The organism is Peribacillus sp. SRI_006 (genome assembly GCF_057586375.1).
On the sequence record NZ_JBYCZT010000005.1, the window covers coordinates 227,222 to 244,737 of the forward strand.

19 protein-coding genes and 2 other annotated features are annotated in these 17,516 nt (G+C 41.5%); of the genes, 15 read left to right on the forward strand and 4 right to left on the reverse strand.

Annotated elements, in window-relative coordinates; all coding sequences use genetic code 11:
* Nucleotides 1–8 precede the first annotated feature (8 nt).
* On the forward strand, nucleotides 9–836 hold the full coding sequence (locus AC2YHV_RS09040) for a polysaccharide deacetylase family protein (protein ID WP_487373064.1): 828 nt from the start codon (nucleotides 9–11) through the stop codon (nucleotides 834–836).
* Between the two features lie 26 nt (nucleotides 837–862).
* Here AC2YHV_RS09040 and AC2YHV_RS09045 read toward each other — a convergent pair whose 3' ends face one another.
* Entirely contained in the window at nucleotides 863–1,297 is a 435-nt protein-coding gene (locus AC2YHV_RS09045) for a DUF1885 family protein (protein ID WP_487373065.1), read from the reverse strand.
* A 586-nt stretch (nucleotides 1,298–1,883) separates the two neighbouring features.
* Between AC2YHV_RS09045 and AC2YHV_RS09050 the strand changes: the two genes are divergently transcribed.
* Nucleotides 1,884–2,009 carry a GapA-binding peptide SR1P gene (locus AC2YHV_RS09050; protein ID WP_081108747.1) on the forward strand — a complete coding sequence of 42 codons (126 nt, stop codon included), beginning with the start codon at nucleotides 1,884–1,886 and terminating at the stop codon, nucleotides 2,007–2,009.
* A 142-nt stretch (nucleotides 2,010–2,151) separates the two neighbouring features.
* On the opposite strand, the gene AC2YHV_RS09055 is transcribed toward AC2YHV_RS09050, so the two are convergent.
* Nucleotides 2,152–3,609, reverse strand: coding sequence for an aminotransferase class I/II-fold pyridoxal phosphate-dependent enzyme (locus AC2YHV_RS09055; protein WP_487373066.1), 1,458 nt, complete (start codon nucleotides 3,607–3,609; stop codon nucleotides 2,152–2,154).
* A 411-nt stretch (nucleotides 3,610–4,020) separates the two neighbouring features.
* Between AC2YHV_RS09055 and AC2YHV_RS09060 the strand changes: the two genes are divergently transcribed.
* From AC2YHV_RS09060 to trpA, 9 genes are all read left to right on the forward strand, one after another.
* Nucleotides 4,021–4,980 (forward strand): NAD(P)H-dependent flavin oxidoreductase, encoded by a 960-nt coding sequence (locus AC2YHV_RS09060; protein ID WP_063576938.1) that lies wholly within the window; start codon nucleotides 4,021–4,023, stop codon nucleotides 4,978–4,980.
* Nucleotides 4,981–5,037: 57 nt separating this feature from the next.
* Nucleotides 5,038–5,313 (forward strand): UPF0223 family protein, encoded by a 276-nt coding sequence (locus tag AC2YHV_RS09065; protein ID WP_487373067.1) that lies wholly within the window; start codon nucleotides 5,038–5,040, stop codon nucleotides 5,311–5,313.
* Nucleotides 5,314–5,382: 69 nt separating this feature from the next.
* Nucleotides 5,383–5,613, forward strand: a binding site (T-box leader).
* A 36-nt stretch (nucleotides 5,614–5,649) separates the two neighbouring features.
* Nucleotides 5,650–5,885 (forward strand) — a binding site (T-box leader).
* A 161-nt stretch (nucleotides 5,886–6,046) separates the two neighbouring features.
* Complete coding sequence (gene trpE / locus AC2YHV_RS09070) at nucleotides 6,047–7,441, forward strand: anthranilate synthase component I (RefSeq protein ID WP_187050711.1); 1,395 nt, start codon at nucleotides 6,047–6,049, stop codon at nucleotides 7,439–7,441.
* Nucleotides 7,438–8,043, forward strand: coding sequence for an anthranilate synthase component II (locus tag AC2YHV_RS09075; protein WP_063576936.1), 606 nt, complete (start codon nucleotides 7,438–7,440; stop codon nucleotides 8,041–8,043). The genes trpE and AC2YHV_RS09075 overlap by 4 nt, the downstream gene beginning before the upstream one ends.
* 27 nt (nucleotides 8,044–8,070) lie before the next feature.
* Nucleotides 8,071–9,093 carry an anthranilate phosphoribosyltransferase gene (gene trpD / locus AC2YHV_RS09080; RefSeq protein ID WP_048687068.1) on the forward strand — a complete coding sequence of 341 codons (1,023 nt, stop codon included), beginning with the start codon at nucleotides 8,071–8,073 and terminating at the stop codon, nucleotides 9,091–9,093.
* Complete coding sequence (trpC, locus tag AC2YHV_RS09085; protein ID WP_487373068.1) at nucleotides 9,093–9,869, forward strand: indole-3-glycerol phosphate synthase TrpC; 777 nt, start codon at nucleotides 9,093–9,095, stop codon at nucleotides 9,867–9,869. Before trpD ends, trpC begins: the two co-directional genes overlap by 1 nt.
* A 10-nt stretch (nucleotides 9,870–9,879) precedes the next feature.
* Nucleotides 9,880–10,494 carry a phosphoribosylanthranilate isomerase gene (locus tag AC2YHV_RS09090; RefSeq protein WP_487373069.1) on the forward strand — a complete coding sequence of 205 codons (615 nt, stop codon included), beginning with the start codon at nucleotides 9,880–9,882 and terminating at the stop codon, nucleotides 10,492–10,494.
* A 4-nt stretch (nucleotides 10,495–10,498) separates the two neighbouring features.
* On the forward strand, nucleotides 10,499–11,704 hold the full coding sequence (gene trpB / locus AC2YHV_RS09095; protein WP_063576935.1) for a tryptophan synthase subunit beta: 1,206 nt from the start codon (nucleotides 10,499–10,501) through the stop codon (nucleotides 11,702–11,704).
* The gene (gene trpA / locus AC2YHV_RS09100; RefSeq protein WP_057279034.1) at nucleotides 11,697–12,476 is read left to right on the forward strand and encodes a tryptophan synthase subunit alpha; all 780 of its coding nucleotides are present in this window, start codon (nucleotides 11,697–11,699) and stop codon (nucleotides 12,474–12,476) included. Before trpB ends, trpA begins: the two co-directional genes overlap by 8 nt.
* 254 nt (nucleotides 12,477–12,730) lie before the next feature.
* Here the strand turns inward: trpA and AC2YHV_RS09105 are convergent, their stop codons facing one another.
* Nucleotides 12,731–13,351: a YktB family protein gene (locus AC2YHV_RS09105; protein WP_487373070.1), complete on the reverse strand. Its 621-nt coding sequence runs from the start codon at nucleotides 13,349–13,351 to the stop codon at nucleotides 12,731–12,733.
* A gap of 194 nt (nucleotides 13,352–13,545) precedes the next feature.
* Here AC2YHV_RS09105 and AC2YHV_RS09110 point away from each other — a divergent pair, with 194 nt between their 5' ends.
* Nucleotides 13,546–13,743, forward strand: coding sequence for a hypothetical protein (locus tag AC2YHV_RS09110; protein WP_034314018.1), 198 nt, complete (start codon nucleotides 13,546–13,548; stop codon nucleotides 13,741–13,743).
* A gap of 392 nt (nucleotides 13,744–14,135) precedes the next feature.
* Nucleotides 14,136–14,939, forward strand: coding sequence for an inositol monophosphatase family protein (locus tag AC2YHV_RS09115; RefSeq protein WP_487373071.1), 804 nt, complete (start codon nucleotides 14,136–14,138; stop codon nucleotides 14,937–14,939).
* Between the two features lie 88 nt (nucleotides 14,940–15,027).
* Here AC2YHV_RS09115 and AC2YHV_RS09120 read toward each other — a convergent pair whose 3' ends face one another.
* The gene (locus AC2YHV_RS09120) at nucleotides 15,028–15,210 is read right to left on the reverse strand and encodes a YlaF family protein (protein WP_057278468.1); all 183 of its coding nucleotides are present in this window, start codon (nucleotides 15,208–15,210) and stop codon (nucleotides 15,028–15,030) included.
* Between the two features lie 124 nt (nucleotides 15,211–15,334).
* On the opposite strand from AC2YHV_RS09120, the gene typA reads away from it, so the two are divergent.
* Together typA and AC2YHV_RS09130 are read left to right on the forward strand one after the other, a co-directional pair.
* Nucleotides 15,335–17,182: a translational GTPase TypA gene (typA, locus tag AC2YHV_RS09125; RefSeq protein ID WP_106027281.1), complete on the forward strand. Its 1,848-nt coding sequence runs from the start codon at nucleotides 15,335–15,337 to the stop codon at nucleotides 17,180–17,182.
* Nucleotides 17,183–17,204: 22 nt separating this feature from the next.
* Complete coding sequence (locus tag AC2YHV_RS09130) at nucleotides 17,205–17,513, forward strand: YlaH-like family protein (RefSeq protein WP_034314008.1); 309 nt, start codon at nucleotides 17,205–17,207, stop codon at nucleotides 17,511–17,513.
* Nucleotides 17,514–17,516: the final 3 nt, after the last annotated feature.

Consider the following 17,516-nt stretch of genomic DNA (forward strand, 5'->3'; position numbering starts at 1 on the left):
GAGGTATCATGTTTAACAAAGTAGTGGCATTATTTACATTAGTATCATTTTTATTGATGGCTTGTAATGACCCGAGTTCCGATCAAACTGAAAATGAGAGTGAAAAAAGTGTCGAAACGACGACAACGGTCCAAGATGAAAGTCAGCAAGAGAAAGATTTGGAAACAGAAACGTCACAAACGATTGGCGAAAGGAATGTAAAGGCAGAATATCGGGTGGATAAAGAGAATTGGTCATTTAAACCGATTGGGGATGCAAATCCGAAAGTTGTGTTGTTGACATTTGATGATGCACCTGATAAATATTCCCTGGCAATCGCCCAAATCCTGAAGCGACTAGAAGTACCTGCGATATTTTTCGTGAACGGTCACTTTCTTGAAAATGATGAAAATAAAGCGATGCTGAAAGATATTCATGAAATGGGTTTTTCCATAGGAAATCATACGTATTCCCATGTAAATTTAAAAGAGTTGAACGAAAAGGAACAAGAGCGGGAAATCGTAAAATTGAACAATTTGGTTGAGGGAATAATAGGGGTACGCCCTAAGTACTTCAGGGCGCCATTTGGTTCGAATACCGAGCATTCAAAAAAAGTCGCTGAGAAAGAAAAAATGTTGGTCATGAATTGGACTTACGGCTATGACTGGGAAAAAGAGTATCAAGATAAAAAAGCTTTAACGGAAATCATGTTGAACAGCCCTTATTTGGGAAATGGGGCGAACTTACTGATGCATGACCGGAAATGGACGAGTGAAGCGATAGAGGATATCGTGAAAGGTTTTCAAAAGAAAGGCTATGAGTTCCTTGATCCAAAATTAATTGAAACGCCTGCATGAGCCAATTTCGGCATTCGCAGGTTTTTTTATTTCCTCGGATAATAATACATCACCCGTTTATTGAAGAGATGCAGCTGCGCCCGTAATTTCTTTGCAAGGAATTTGCACAATTCATTAGCTTTTCCCTTATCACCGAAAGTTGCTGTGTCAGGGAGGGTGAATTGGATATAGGATTGGATCCGATCTGATCCATCTTCATCCTTTACTACTTCTTGGTCAACTCCTATCAATATCATGTGATATCGATCTTCTTTGGCTTGGAGATATATGGCCTTATCCTTCATTCTTTCCGGTACTTTCATTTCATAAGGAAATGCTTTCTTATCATAGTCCCAATCCAATTGCTTTCCGGTTTTCGCTGTAATCATTTGATAATAGTTCAGCAATTCTTTCACGTCTTCGATGGTTACAGTTCCTTTCACGGATTCGGGAACGAGTTTGATATAGGCATTTTCAGACATGTGGATCCCCCTTCATTCGATAAGATGTAAGAATATTTTAACATTTTATGGATGTATTATATACCTATCTATATGTAAATGAAAAGGCGAAATTCCTTTTTCACCTTGCCATCCCAAAGCAAGGAGTGTGATGCACTGAGTCCAGGGCCCTTTATAAATAAATTCCCGTGTTTTAAAAAAGGTTGTTTTCGCATACTTTATTGCTATTTATCAAGTAGTGCGGTGTGGTTGATTTCCCCTCCAGATGCTCGCTTTCCTTGGTGCGGGCGGTGAGCCTCCTCGGCGTAAACGCCTGTGGGGTCTCATCTGTCCCGCTGCTCCCGCAGGAGTCTCGCACTTCCGCTCCAATCAACCTTAAATAGTTTCGTTTTAAAAACAACAATCTTTATGAAAAGAGCCTAAAAAAAAGAATCAGTCTAACGAACGATTGGAATCCAATTCTTTCAACATGATCGTTCATTAAGTGAGAAAAAGTATATATGTTATACTTTTTAGCTTGAAATAATAAATGTGTTATATTATAATTCATTTGAAGCGGTTACATTATATCAATGATGCATACAATATAGGGGAAGGGGTTGTAAAAATGGGAACTATCGTATGTCAAACTTGCAATAGCACGATTGAACATTTTGAAGATGAGAAAGTAAGTGTATTATACACACACAATCACAACTGCCAATGCTGTGATACAGCTGCCTCTGAAAAATAAATGGAAAAAAGATTTCAAGATTAATAGAATGTAAGGGTGTTTCAGGGTTGTAACCTGGAGCACCCTTTTTATAGAAGCCAGTGCTTAATAATAAAAGGTTAAAAAAACCAGAGCAGTACTCTGCTCTGGTTTGATGGGAGAATCAATTTTTTATGATGCGTAAATGTTTTATTTCTGGGTCCTCAGGGCCTTGAACCGGAAGTCCGGCCTCGATGTTTTTCCGGATGTAATTGATATTATCTTCAGTAATCAATTCTCCTGGAATGAAGATCGGAATTCCAGGCGGGTAAACCATGATGAATTCAGCGCTGATTTTGCCGACAGATTCCTCAATGGGAACCACTTCGGTTTCTGCATAAAATGCCTCCCTGGGTGATAAAGCCAGCGGTGGTGTATCAGGAAGCAGGACTTCGATCTTTTCATGTTCAGCCGCCATTTCCTTAAACTCATCCGCTAAGTCTCTAAGGGCAGCGATCAGCAGGTCCGCTTCTGTTTTTGTGTCTCCAGGTGTTATCAGGCAAAGGATATTGTACAAGTCGGAAAGTTCCACTTCGATATTATGCTTTTCACGAAGCCATTTCTCAACGTCGTATCCGGTAATATTCAATTCCTTGATGGATATGATCAATTTTGTCGGATCATAACTAAAGGCTGCCTCGCTCTCGAGAATTTCGCTGCCGACACAGTAAAGATAAGGAATCTCATTAACGGCCTCACGGATATACCCTGCGAGATTGATCGCTTCATCGATCATTTCCCTGCCTACTGTCGCAAGTTGTCTTCTAGCCGTATCCAGGGAAGCCAGAAGGATATAGGAGGTTGAGGTGGTTGTGAGCATGCTCAATATGGCTTGAACACGATTTGCGGAAACCAATCCAGTCTTAACATTCAATATGGAACTTCCCGTTAGTGAACCGCCCAGTTTATGAACACTAGTAGCAGCCATATCCGCTCCAGCCTGCATGGCTGACATCGGCAAGTCTTCATGGAAGTGTATATGGACACCATGTGCTTCATCTACGAGTACTGGGATTTGGTGGGAATGGGCAACTTCCACTATTTTTTGCAAATCAGCCGAAATGCCGAAATAGGTGGGATTGATGACAAGCAACCCTTTTGCATCGCTATGTTCCCTTAAAGTTTTTTCAACGGCATCAACGGTGATTCCGTGTGAAATGCCCAAATCCTTATCTATTTCAGGATTGATGAAAATGGGAACAGCTCCGGAAAATACAATGGCAGACATTACGGATTTATGTACATTCCTTGGGACGATGATTTTGTCCCCAGGTCCGCAGACTGTCATGACCATCGTCATGATTGCTCCACTTGTTCCTTGAACGGAAAAGAATGTGTGATCTGCCCCAAAAGCTTCAGCGGCAAGATCCTGAGCTTGTTTGATGATCCCCTTTGGCTGATGGAGATCATCGAGTGGAGCGATATTGATTAAATCTATCGATAATGCATTTTCTCCAATGAAATTACGGAAATCAGCGTCCATTCCTTTTCCTTTTTTATGACCTGGAATATGAAATTGAACGGGATTTCTTTTTGCATGCTCCAATAAGGCAGTGTATAAGGGTGTTTCATTCTGTGACAATTCTTTGTGGCCCCTTTTCAGTAAAATAGGTACGAAATATGGGAGGTTTTACTCCCTTTCTATTAATGATCGTATGTTTCTCCGATTCCATTTGTATGGTTAGTAAGCTTGTGGATAGACATAAAACATATGAATTATAGCACGTCTTATAATAAATGCCTAGAGTGATTTAATGTCCTGACTTAAACAATTTATATATGTCTTTGTCTTTAAAGAGCCCAATGAAATTATCAGCAGTTTATAAATATCCATTTTTCTAGTATTAACTTGATTTACTCAAGAATTCTTCTTTTTTTATATTGTATGTGTGAGTTAAAAATTGAACGGGTAAACAATATTTGCCATAATGAAGCTAATGATTTGGATTCAGCTAAATAAACAATCCAGCAAATGAAAAGGGAGATGAGGAGTTTGAAGTGGGAAACGCGTGTGACCGATTTGTTAGGTATTCAATACCCAATTATACAGGGGGGATTGGCCCATTTAGCATATGCCGACCTGGCTGCGGCAGTGTCGAATGCAGGCGGGCTAGGGCAGGTGACGGCCATGTCCTTGGACACTCCGGAGCAGCTGATAGAAGAAATAAGAAAAACAAAATCATTGACGGATAAACCGTTTGGTGTGAACTTTGCGATCGGCCAGCATGGGAGGCCTTATGAACACATGCTTGAAGCAGCCTTGAAAGAGGGAATTGCAGCTGTTTCCGTAACCGGCGGCAACCCTGGCCCTTTTCTTGATTACGTTAAAGGCACTCAAGTGAAAAAACTGGTGCTTGTTGCTGCAAGAAGGCAGGCAATGAAGGCTGAACAGCTTGGTGCAGATGCAGTGATGGTAGTTGGTCAGGAGGGCGGAGGGCATTTAGGGCGTGATGATATTGGAACCTCCGTGTTAATTCCTCAAGTTGTGGACTCCGTTAAAATTCCAGTCATCGCGTCTGGAGGTTTTGGCGATGGACGAGGTTTGATGGCAGCGTTGGCGCTTGGTGCCGAAGGAATCGAGATGGGAACACGTTTCATAGCTGTCAAGGAGTGTGTTCATGCACATGAATTATATAAAAATGCCTTGGTTTCCGGCACGGAAAATGATACCGTTATCATCAAGCGGTCCATTGGTGCACCAGCCAGGGTAATTGCAAACAGCTGGACCGATAAGATTCTTGATATTGAAAAAGAAAACGGCGGATATGAACAATTGAAGGAATACATAAGTGGAAAAGCGAATCAGCGTTATATTCATGACGGTGTCGAAGGTGAAGGCTTTGCCTGGGCTGGACAAGTGATGGGGCTGATTCATGATGTACCATCGACTGCTGAACTATTCAGTCGGATTATCGACCAGGCGGAAGCAATTCGTTCAAAATGGGCAGACTGATGATGCATGGTCCGCCGGACAACATGAAAAACTATCTAGAAGGAGCGTGTTTAGGATATGGATTATCAATATCCAATGGATCTTGAGTGGTCTACTGACGAAATCGTAGATGTGATTAAATTCTTTGAAGCAGTAGAAAAGGCTTATGAAAATAAGATACAAAAGGAAGAATTCATGAAGGCTTACCGAAGATTCAAGGAAATAGTCCCCGGCAAGGCGGATGAAAAAAAGTATACGGATGAGTTCGAGTCAGTCAGCACCTATTCAGCCTATCTTGTCATTAAGAAGGCAAAAGGAATCGATGACGGGGAATGGATAAAAATGAAACATTAAAAATATAATTTTTTGAAAACTCCATTGACTTACTGAAAAGATTGTTTTAACATAATAATCAAGAAAAAGATAAAGGCAGTGACGAAGAAGAGTACCTTAATGATGTTCTGCAGAGAGCCAGTGGTTGCTGAAAACTGGTGAACGAAATTAAGCGAATGGACTTCCGAGCCCCAAACCGAAACGGATGAACGGAGTAGGCTTTGGCGATTATCTCATCGTTAATGGAGATAGGCATGTTAATGCCGTAAAGTGAGCTAATTTAGCTAATTAAGGTGGTACCACGGGTTCCTCGTCCTTTGGATGAGGGCCCTTTTTGCGTTTTTTTTGAAAATGATAATTAAATCTATGAATGAGAGTAGTAATCTTTTTAGATGCGTCACAGAGAGCCGGAATAGGTGGAAACCGGTACGATATAAGAAGATGAATGGACTTATGAGTGGTTTCTTGAAAATAAGTAGGGAAACTCGGCTGCCACCGTTAAAGGGTAATCGCAAGAATTCAATTCTTGCTTGAGAGGGAAAAATGATGCATTTTTCCAACTTGAGGTGGCACCGCGGTATACCGTCCTCTGCAGACACATATTTGTGTTTGCAGGGGATTTTTTTATTGGAATTCAATATATATACCTTTTAAAGAAAATATCCAGAGGAAATGAAGACCTGGTCATTTGGCCAAAAGGGTTTTCCCTCCGGGGGATTATAAGAGCGCATAAGAATCGGGAGGGAATCAAGAGATGAATAATTTGGATGAAAAAAAAGTACTCCGTTTCAAAATGGATACAATTGAAGGGGATATCCATACACCCATTGCCATATTTCAGAAATTAGATGGTGACCAGAAGTTTTTATTGGAAAGTTCGAATTCGCATCATGACAACGGCCGCTACTCATATCTAGGTTCAAAACCTTATTTGGAGGTGACATCGCTTGCTGACCGAGTAAATGTGAAAGACATTGAAACAGGTGATCAAATCGTTAAGGACATCAATATCATCGAGTTTCTAAAAAAAGAATTATTAGTGGAAATAGAAGAGGTTCCCACACATCTTCCGCCATTTAACGGTGGCGCAATCGGATATATGGGCTATGATATCATTCGTCTTTATGAAAATATTGGTCCGATTCCTCCTGATTCATTGCAAATGCCTGATGCTCACTTTCTTTTTTATAAAGAACTGTATATATTCGATCATGTTCTGCAGAAGATCCATCTTTTGACTGCTGAAGAAGATAGTGAAAAAAGTTTATTGGGAATGAAGGATAAAATAAATCAGGCAAGCAAGCCGTCAAAGGAAATATCGTCGGAATATTTGGAATTCAATTCGAATTTCAGTCAGGATGAATTCGAGAAAATGGTCCTTGAAGCTAAATCGGCGATCATAGCTGGTGAAGTGTTCCAAGTTGTTTTATCACAAAGGTTTAAAGCGGACTTTGATGGGGAGCCTTTCGACGCCTATCGTCGTTTGCGATTAGCCAACCCCTCTCCTTATATGTTTTATATAGAATTTGGTGAATATACAATCATTGGGTCTTCTCCAGAAAGTTTAATCAGTGTTTCATCAGGAATGGTTCATGTTAATCCCATTGCCGGCACAAGGCCGAGAGGGAAAACGGATGAAGAAGATAAGGGCTTCGAAAAAAGCCTGCTGATGGATGAGAAGGAACTTGCCGAGCATAAGATGCTAGTTGATTTAGGTAGAAATGATCTTGGCAGGGTTTGCGAAATCGGTTCAATCCACCTTACCGAGGAAATGGAAATTCAAAGATATCAGCATGTCATGCATATTGCTTCGAAGGTTAGCGGAAAGCTTAGGGAAGGGTACACGAGTTTAGATGCACTGACGGTCTGCCTTCCTGCCGGAACAGTTTCAGGTGCTCCTAAAATCAGGGCAATGGAGCTGATCAATGAACTGGAAAATTGTAAACGGGGGATGTATTCGGGCTCGATAGGCTACATAGGTTTTGGAGGGGATCTTGATATGGCTTTAGCTATTCGGACGATGATCATTAAAGGTGGCAAGGCCTATGTACAGGCAGGGGCTGGAATCGTATATGATTCAGATCCAAAAACGGAATATGAAGAAACACAAAATAAAGCACGCGCTTTAATGGAGGTTCACACTAGATGATTTTATTAATTGATAACTATGACTCGTTCACATACAACCTTTATCAATATTTAGGTGAAGTGGAAAAAGAAATCGTAGTAAAAAGGAATGACGAAATCACCCTTGCGGAAATTGAGGAACTGAATCCAATGGCAATCGTCATTTCCCCGGGACCGGGCAGGCCCGAAGATGCTGGAATCAGTATGGAGATCATCCGCAATTTTTATGAGAAGGTTCCGCTATTAGGCATTTGTTTGGGGCACCAGGCCATTGGGGCGGTTTTTGGAGCGAATGTTGTTGGGGCGAAACAAATCATGCATGGAAAAACATCGGTAATCGAACATGATGGAACAGGTGTTTTTGCCAAACAGGACTTACAATTCCCGGTAATGCGCTACCATTCCCTTGTGGTTGAAAGGGCGAGTTTGCCAGAAGAACTGACTGTGACGGCAGTGGCACTGGATGATGGGGAAATCATGGCCCTTAAACATCAGGAATTCCCTCTCTACGGTTTACAGTTCCACCCTGAATCAATAGGGACGAAAATCGGCAAGGAATTATTACATCAATTTTATGAGATTGCCGGTACCTTTCAATCAGAGAAGGAACAATCCATTCTATAAAACAAAAAACGACTGGGGGAGTTAGCGGTGAAGGAGTATTTAGCGAAGTTAGCAGAGCGTCAAACATTGACGGAAGAAGAGATGAGCAGAGCAGCCCAATCGTTATTTTCTAAAGATATCTCCGAAAGCGAGATGGCAGCATTCATCATTGCCTTAAAAGCCAAAGGGGAAACGGCAGGTGAAATAGCAAGCCTTGTCAGAGTCATGAGAAAAGAAGCAAGAAGTGTACAAACAAGCTCCCTTAATGTAATGGATAATTGCGGAACGGGAGGAGATGGGTCACAAAGCTTCAATATAAGCACAGCATCGGCCTTCGTGCTTGCTGGGGCCGGTGTCAAGGTTGCCAAACATGGAAATCGCAGCATTTCAAGCAAAACGGGAAGTGCGGATGTATTGGAAGCATTAGGCGTTAATTTGTACTTGGAGCCTGACATGTTAAAGGAATTGTTGGAGGAAAATGGGATCACATTCTTATTTGCCCCATCTGTTCACCCTAATATTGCAAGGATAATGAAAGTGAGAAAAGAACTGAAAATCCCGACGATATTTAATCTTATCGGTCCCCTGACAAATCCAGTCCAGCTCGACACGCAATTAATGGGAATCAATCGACGCGATATGCTTGAGCTTTTTGCGGAAGTCCTGCATAAATTGGGCAGAAAACGCGCAGTCGTGATAAATGGTGCCGGGTTCATGGATGAAGCGAGCCTGCAGGGTGAAAACTCACTCGTCCTTTTGGAGCAAGGAGATATTATCCCATTTACGCTGCATCCTGAAGAAGTGGATCTGCCGGTTTACGGAAATGATGCCATCCGTGGTGGTGACGCCAAACAAAATGCCGATATCATGCTTAGGCTTCTCAAAGGGGAAAAAGGTGCATATCGTGATACCGTTTTATTAAATGCCGGATTGGGATTATACGCACATGGTACGGCAGCAACGATCAAAAAAGGAATCTCCATGGCCAAAGAAAGCATTGATAGCGGATCGGCTCTTGCAAAGTTAGAAAATCTGATTGCTTATGGCAATAGAAATAAGGTGGTCATGTAATGGAAAATATCTTAACGAAAATCATCGAACAGAAAAAGGTGGAAGTCGCAAAATTAAAAGAAAGTGCCTTAGATGATTCGGTCATGATCAACATAGTCAGACCATCTTTGGTGGAAAATTTGAAAACGGCTAAATCGATGGCGGTCATCGCGGAAATAAAACGGGCTTCCCCTTCAAAGGGGGACATTAAAATCAATGTAAATCCGATCGAGCAGGCCCTTTCATATGAAAGTGGCGGAGCTGCAGCGATATCCGTATTGACGGATGAGGTTTTCTTTAAAGGATCCATTGCAGATTTGAGAAACGTAAGCGAGGCTATACAAATTCCCAGGTTGTGCAAAGATTTCATCATCGATGAAATCCAAATTGATCGGGCCCATCGAGCAGGTGCGACTATCATTCTATTGATTGTGGCAGCACTTTCTAAAGAACGCCTTCATGAATTATATCAATATGCAAAAAAGAAAGGGCTTGAAGTATTGACGGAAGTCCATGATGAAGCCGAACTGGAACGTGCTCTAGAGCTGAATGCAGAGCTCATAGGGATTAACAATCGGAATTTAAAGACCTTCAAAGTGGATTTGGCTGTAACGGAACGACTGGCAAAGTTGCTTGATCCCAAACGCCATATCATTATCAGTGAAAGTGGGATCAAAACAAAAGAAGATGTGATGCGTGTAAAGGATGCTGGTGCAAAAGCGGTTTTGGTCGGGGAGACACTCATGACTGCATCAAATCTTCCGCACAAGATGGCCGAACTGCAAATGAGTATATAAGGAGATTAATATGTTAGTGAAAATCTGTGGGATAAAGACTTTGGCAGCTGCTCAGACTGCTGTTAGTTCCGGGGCAGACTTCATTGGTTTCATTTTTGCCGAGAGCAGCAGGAAGGTTGAGCCGGAGATAGTAGGAGATTTCGGAGCGAATCTAGCTGGTCATGTTAAAAAGGTCGGAGTGTTTGCCAATCAAACTGAACAAGAAGTGATAAAAAGTGCTGAAATTGCGGGATTGGATTATATTCAGCTTCATGGTAACGAGTCTGCCAGCTTTGCCCGCAGAATGCCCCTGCCGGTGATCAAGGCCTTTGCCATCCATTCAGAGAAAGACCTTGAAAACCTGCATGAATACCCAGCGGATTATCTATTGGTCGATCTTCCTAAGAGCGCATCCGGCAAGGGATATACTTTGGATTGGGAAATGATTCGAAAAGCTGATCTGCCACTGGAGAAGGTAATTCTAGCCGGTGGGCTGACTCCGGAAAATGTCGGAAAAGCGATTAATGCCGTTTCACCATTCGCAGTTGACGTAGCAAGTGGTGTTGAAACAAACGGATTAAAAGATGCTGTAAAAATGAAAGCATTTATCAATGAGGCAAAAAATACAGCCGGAAAAGAGGAATGAATAGATGAATACTTATACACAGCCTGATAAAACTGGACATTTTGGAGCATATGGAGGCCGCTTCGTTCCAGAAACTTTAATGGCGGCGATTACGGAGCTTGAAGAAGTATATGAACAATCTAAAAATGATCCAGAATTCCAAAGGCAGCTAAGTTATTACCTGAAACAATATATCGGTCGGGAAACCCCTCTTTATTTTGCGGAGAACTTAACGAGACTGGCTGGCGGTGCAGACATTTATCTGAAGCGCGAAGACTTGAATCATACTGGAGCCCACAAAATAAATAATACGATCGGCCAGGCTTTGCTGACTCAGAAAATGGGCAAGAAAAAAGTGATTGCCGAAACGGGTGCAGGACAGCACGGGGTTGCAACGGCGACTGTGTGTGCTTTGCTGAAGTTGGAATGCATTATCTTTATGGGAGAAGAAGATATCAGGAGACAGAAATTGAATGTATTCAGGATGGAGCTTTTGGGAGCCAAAGTCATATCTGTATCACAAGGAAGCGGGACACTGAAGGATGCAGTAAATGAAGCGTTACGATATTGGGTGGCTAATGTGGATGACACCCATTATATAATGGGATCAGTTCTTGGTCCGCACCCATTCCCCGTTATTGTCCGTGATTTTCAAAGCGTGATAGGGAATGAAACAAAACGTCAATATTCTGAGGCGGTTCATTCCCTGCCGGATGCAATAGTTGCATGCATAGGCGGAGGAAGTAATGCAATGGGGATGTTTTATCCCTTCATTGAGGACGAAACGGTAAAGTTATACGGAGTGGAAGCGGCAGGGCATGGGCTTAATACACCGTTGCATGCTTCAAGTTTGACGAAAGGGAAACCTGGGGTGCTCCACGGGGCATTCATGTATGTTTTGCAGAACGAGGACGGTCAGATCCAGGAGGCACATTCTATTTCGGCAGGGCTGGATTATCCAGGGGTAGGGCCTGAACATAGTTACTTAAAAGATACGAATCGGGTGGAATATACTTCAGTAACCGATGATGAAGCCTTGGAAGCCCTAGCGATGCTGTCAAGGGAGGAGGGGATCATCCCCGCTTTAGAAAGTTCACATGCCATTTCCTATGGTTTAAAGCTTGCTAAAGAAATGGAGAAAGGAACAGGACTGGTGATTTGCCTGTCCGGCCGTGGTGATAAGGATGTTGAAACGGTCCAATCATTGATGGGGGGTAGTGAACATGAATAAATTAACAAATGCGCTTGAAGAATGTCAAACAAAGCAGGAAAAAGCATTCATACCATATATCATGGCAGGTGATGGAGGTCTTGATCGGTTAAAGAGCCAGCTTCTTTTCCTTGAAAACAGCGGGGCGACTGCCGTTGAACTAGGAATACCTTTCTCTGACCCTGTCGCTGATGGACCCGTTATCCAACAAGCTGGAATCCGTTCTTTGAAAAATGGAACAACTTTAAAAGATGTCCTGAAAAAAGTAATGGAAATCAAAAATGATGTGAACATCCCCATTATTTTAATGGGATATACGAATTCAATCCTGGCTTATGGACTTAAAGAGTTTACGACTGACTGTCTTCAAGCAGGAATTTCCGGGTGCATCATCCCCGATTTACCGATTGAAGAAGAAGCCATCTTTTCATCAATCAAAACTGCAGGGATCGTTCTTATCCGACTTGTGACACTCACGTCTCCGCAAGAGCGCATCACTGAGATAACCGCAGGGGCGGAGGGCTTCATCTACGCAGTTACAGTCAAAGGCATCACAGGTGCCCGTGATGCCTTCGGAGAAGAACTTGGAGGCTATTTAAAGAAAGTAAAAGAGATAAGTCCGGTTCCCGTTCTTGCCGGGTTCGGCATATCGACTCCAGAACATATCCGTGATGCCATACAATACTGCGATGGAGTCATTGTCGGCAGCAAGATCATCGAATGCTTCGAGACAGGCAAGGAAGACCGAATTAGAGACTTGATTCAAGCAAGCAAAGGTTTAGTGCAAAAATAGGGATGGAGAGACTCCCAGGCTGCCCTTAGTTTATAGGCAAAAGGAGTTCTAATTTAAACATAGTTGATTGGGACGGGTGTACGAGACTCTGGCGGAAAAGCGAGTCCTGGAGGCAACGGTCAAATTATTAAAAACCTAAAAAAACTGTAGACAAACCCAATGATTATCGAGTTTGCCTACAGTCTGAGGAGAGCTCTTTGGCTCTCCTTTTATATTATCCAGTTATTGTTGGATCCGAATAGGAATCAATGTGTTTAATTTAATTGATATAAGGGTAAAAGATGTTCAAACGCATCTTGAATGGTTTCAATGAAATCATCATCTTTTAACTTAATAGCGTCATCACGGGAAATTTTTATACCGCATAGGATTTCGGCTTTCTTTACCGTTTGCAAACGGGTGAACATTGAATTCAAATCATCTACTCCAAGACCCTCATGAGGGATGACATCAGGTTTTGTATGATCCATTGACCAAACATAATGGGAGGGAATGCTATTCACCAATCGGTCTGCCTGCTGCTCCAGATGCTTTCCGATTTCCATTTTATTAGGAGCTTCGTAAATGACGGCATACCAGATGAACATATGCGTTTCCCATAACCCGATTTGGAAATGCGGCATCATTTTATAACCTCTGCTATTGGCAGCAAAAGCAACCCATGTATCATTAGGGGGATTCACTGTCCGTCTAGCATGCTTTGCAACGTGAGGGTGCATTTCATCGCCGGTCATAACTGAGAGCTTTTGAGAAAAGTGCTCTCCTAGGGCTTGTAATTTAGGCTGGATCCGTTCTTTTAAAGCATCCATGCGCGGTTCCAATCCATCAATATTAAAAACATCAAAATCATCTGCTGTAAAACTTGCTATATTCATTTTCATCTCTCCTACCGTAATATCTGCACATATTGTAGCATAAGTAAAAGTAAAATTTTAAAAATACGATTCAGGTTGGCAATGTAAAATTCCTTATAGGTTATAACACAAATTAGTTGCTATTTGAGGTAGGAAGTCATATGATAATATAAATTCAGAAAATTACGTTAATTAACGAAGGGAGAATGTTAATTATGAAACAAGTCATGAACCAAGCATTAAAAGCTAAAGAAGTTGAAAGACATAGAGCTGCAGTGTTAAGAATGGAAATGGACTATGAATTAGCAACCCTTTTTGAAGCAATCGGTGAAGAGAATGACCAAAAGAGGTCACAATGCAAGCAAAGACTAGAACGAATCCGCTTGGAATTGTTGAAACTGAAAGCCTTGTAAATGATTGGCTGCAGAGACCTTGAAGGAGAATGAATTAAGGAAATGAATCAATTTCAATACAAGGAATTTTATTATAGATAACGGACACTTTATTTTATTAAAAAATAATGTGTCCGTTTTTCATTAAATGTCCAATATATATAAGGTGGAATTTCATTTGGTCTCGAGTCCCTTTAATAAGGAAGGGGAACGTCAAGTAAGGAGAATATTCTTGCTGGCTAAATCATGATTACGATTAATGGATGGGCAGTCAAGGAAACTTCTTTCCTCATCAGTTAAAAAAATGGAAAATTTAAGATGTTAAAAGCTTGAAGGCAAGCTATATTTGCTTTAATCTTTAAAAGAGGATCATTTTAATGTAGTTTCTGATCATAAAGGACGGGGATATTATAATGGCATCGGTCAAGGAAATGGATACATATGCGAAGTTATGGATGAAAGAAGCCGGTAATAGGCTAAGGGCGTCCTTCAAAACCAAGTTGAATATTGAAATGAAAACGAATCCGAATGATTTGGTAACTAATATGGATAAGGGGATAGAAAAGTTTTTTTGCGAAAAAATCGGCGAAGCTTTTCCAGAACACCGCATTTTTGGTGAAGAGGGAATGGGCAATGATATTAAAGACCTAAAAGGTACGGTGTGGATCATCGATCCAATTGATGGAACTTTGAACTTCATTCATCAACAGAGGAATTTTGCGATTTCTCTTGGGGTTTATGTGGATGGCATCGGAAAGATTGGCATGGTTTATGATGTCTTTAGTGATGAATTATATCATGCGATTAAGGGACAAGGAGCATTTCTGAATGATCAAAGGCTTTCATCTCTTGAAGATGCATCGGTAAGCAAAGCGATCATTTCCATTAATGCAAGCTGGGTAACGGAAAACCGGAGGATCGACCCGAGTCTTTTGGCACCGCTGGTCCGGGATGCAAGAGGAACACGTTCTTATGGCTCGGCAGCGTTGGAGCTGGCATTCGTGGCCGCTGGGAGGATTGATGCATACATAACCATGAGACTCATGCCTTGGGACTTTGCCGGGGGAGTTTTACTGGTCGAGGAAGTGGGCGGGGAAGTTAGTAATATGAAAGGTGACAAATTGGATTTTTTAAAAGGCGACTCACTTTTCGTATCAAAACCAGGGCTGCACAAAGAAGTATTTGACAAATACTTATCAGGAAACTCCAGCCGTTAGTATCAAGGACTGATTGCGGCCATGATAAAAGTCCCGGATAGAAATAATTAACAAAAAAAACTCGCTGTCTGCCAGCGAGTTTTTTATATTATAACTTCCCGGCTTCACGTAATTTCTTCTTCTGGGTGAAACCGAACCCCATGATTCCGCAAAGAATAACGATTGCAGCTAATATTCCAATCAAGCTTTTTTCAGCAATGAAGATGCCAATGGAGCCAATGCATGATGTTGCCAATACCGCTAATATTAAGAAATTCCATTTAATGTTCATGAATATCACCCCTAATATATCTATTGTACATAATTTCTGTATTTGTTTCTAGTATGTTTGTGATATAATATGTAAGTTAATACTAGTGATACGTTTTACACAAACTTTTTTAGGAGTGAATTTTTTGAAATTAAGAGAAAATATTCGTAATATAGCCATCATTGCTCACGTTGACCATGGTAAAACGACGTTAGTGGATCAGTTGCTAAAGCAATCTGGTACTTTCCGTGAAAATGAACATGTGGAAGAACGTGCGATGGATTCTAATGCGATTGAAAAAGAACGCGGAATTACGATTCTTGCGAAAAATACAGCAGTTCAATACCAAGATACAAGAATCAATATTTTGGATACACCTGGTCATGCCGACTTTGGTGGTGAAGTGGAACGGATCATGAAAATGGTCGATGGCGTTCTTCTTGTTGTTGATGCATATGAAGGCTGTATGCCGCAAACTCGCTTCGTGTTGAAAAAAGCATTGGAACAAAAGATCACGCCAATCGTTGTCGTGAACAAAATCGATAAAGATTCTGCACGTCCAAATGAAGTGGTCGATGAAGTAATTGACTTATTCATCGAACTAGGAGCTGAAGAAGAACAATTAGACTTCCCAGTTGTCTTCACTTCAGGTATCGCTGGTACTGCAAGCTTGGATTCAGATCCTGCTAAACAAGAAGAAGACATGACCCCACTTTTCGAAACAATCGTCGAAACGATTCCAGCACCAATTGATAACTCAGATGAACCGCTTCAATTCCAAGTGGCTTTACTTGACTATAATGATTATGTAGGACGTATCGGCGTTGGCCGTGTATTCCGCGGTAAAATGCATGTAGGTCAACAAGTTTCATTAATGAAACTTGATGGAAAGGTTAAACAATTCCGTGTAACGAAAATCTTTGGTTATATTGGCTTGAAGAAAGTTGAAATCCAAGAAGCCGTTGCCGGTGATTTAATTGCCGTTTCAGGTATGGAAGATATTAACGTAGGGGAAACGGTTTGTCCGACTGAACATCCTGATGCCCTTCCAATTCTACGTATCGATGAGCCAACATTACAAATGACTTTCCTTGTAAATAACAGCCCATTCGCAGGCCGTGAAGGTAAATTCGTCACAGCTCGTAAAATTGAAGAGCGTTTGAAAAACCAATTGCAGACTGATGTCAGCTTAAGAGTCGAAAATACTGATTCTCCGGATGTCTGGATTGTTTCAGGTCGTGGGGAGCTTCACCTTTCCATCCTGATCGAAAACATGAGACGTGAAGGTTATGAACTGCAAGTTTCTAAACCGGAAGTTATCGTTCGTTTGATTGATGGTGTCCGTTGTGAGCCGGTTGAACGTGTACAAATCGACGTACCTGAGGAGCACACTGGTTCGATCATGGAATCAATGGGAGCCCGTAAAGGTGAATTATTGGATATGATCAACAGCGGAAGCGGTCAAGTTCGTTTACTGTTCACGATCCCAGCTCGCGGACTTATTGGCTATTCAACTGAGTTCTTAACGATTACACGCGGATATGGTATCATGAACCATTCATTTGACAGCTATCAACCAATGGCACAAGGTCAAGTCGGCGGAAGACGCCAAGGTGTACTTGTATCCATGGAATCAGGAAAAACAACGCAATACGGTATTATGCAAGTAGAAGACCGCGGTGTTATTTTCGTTGAGCCAGGTACGGATATTTATGAAGGCATGATCGTTGGGGAACATAACCGTGATAGCGATTTGACTGTTAATATCGTTAAAGCGAAACAAATGACAAATATGCGTTCAGCAAATAAAGACCAAACTTCTTCCATGAAAAAACCAAGAATCATGTCCCTTGAGGAAGCTCTGGAATATTTGAACGATGACGAGTACTGTGAAGTAACTCCGGATTCAATCCGCCTTCGTAAAAAAATTCTAGATAAAAACGAGCGTGAAAGAGCAGCTAAAAGAAAAAAAGTTGCTATTGAAGAAAAATAAATAGCAAGAGGAGGAGAAAAGATTGGATATCCAAGAGCGATTATCATTTTTTGCAGCATTGTACAGAGTGGATGAAAATCCTGAAGCAGGAATGTGGTATTTATATTTGACGGTCTTTGGATTATGCATCCTTGTCTATCAGTTAGGTTTTGCCAAAAAGTTACCATTGCTAAAAAATGTGGTCATTTATGTGGTAATGGCACTTGGATGTACCCTTCTTTCTTTCTTTGCGGTATTTCTCCCTATGGGGGAGGCATTAGTCATCGCTTCGCTTGTTCTGGGGATTTATAGGATCCGTCTTCATAATTCGAGAAAAGAAGAACAGGCTTAATAT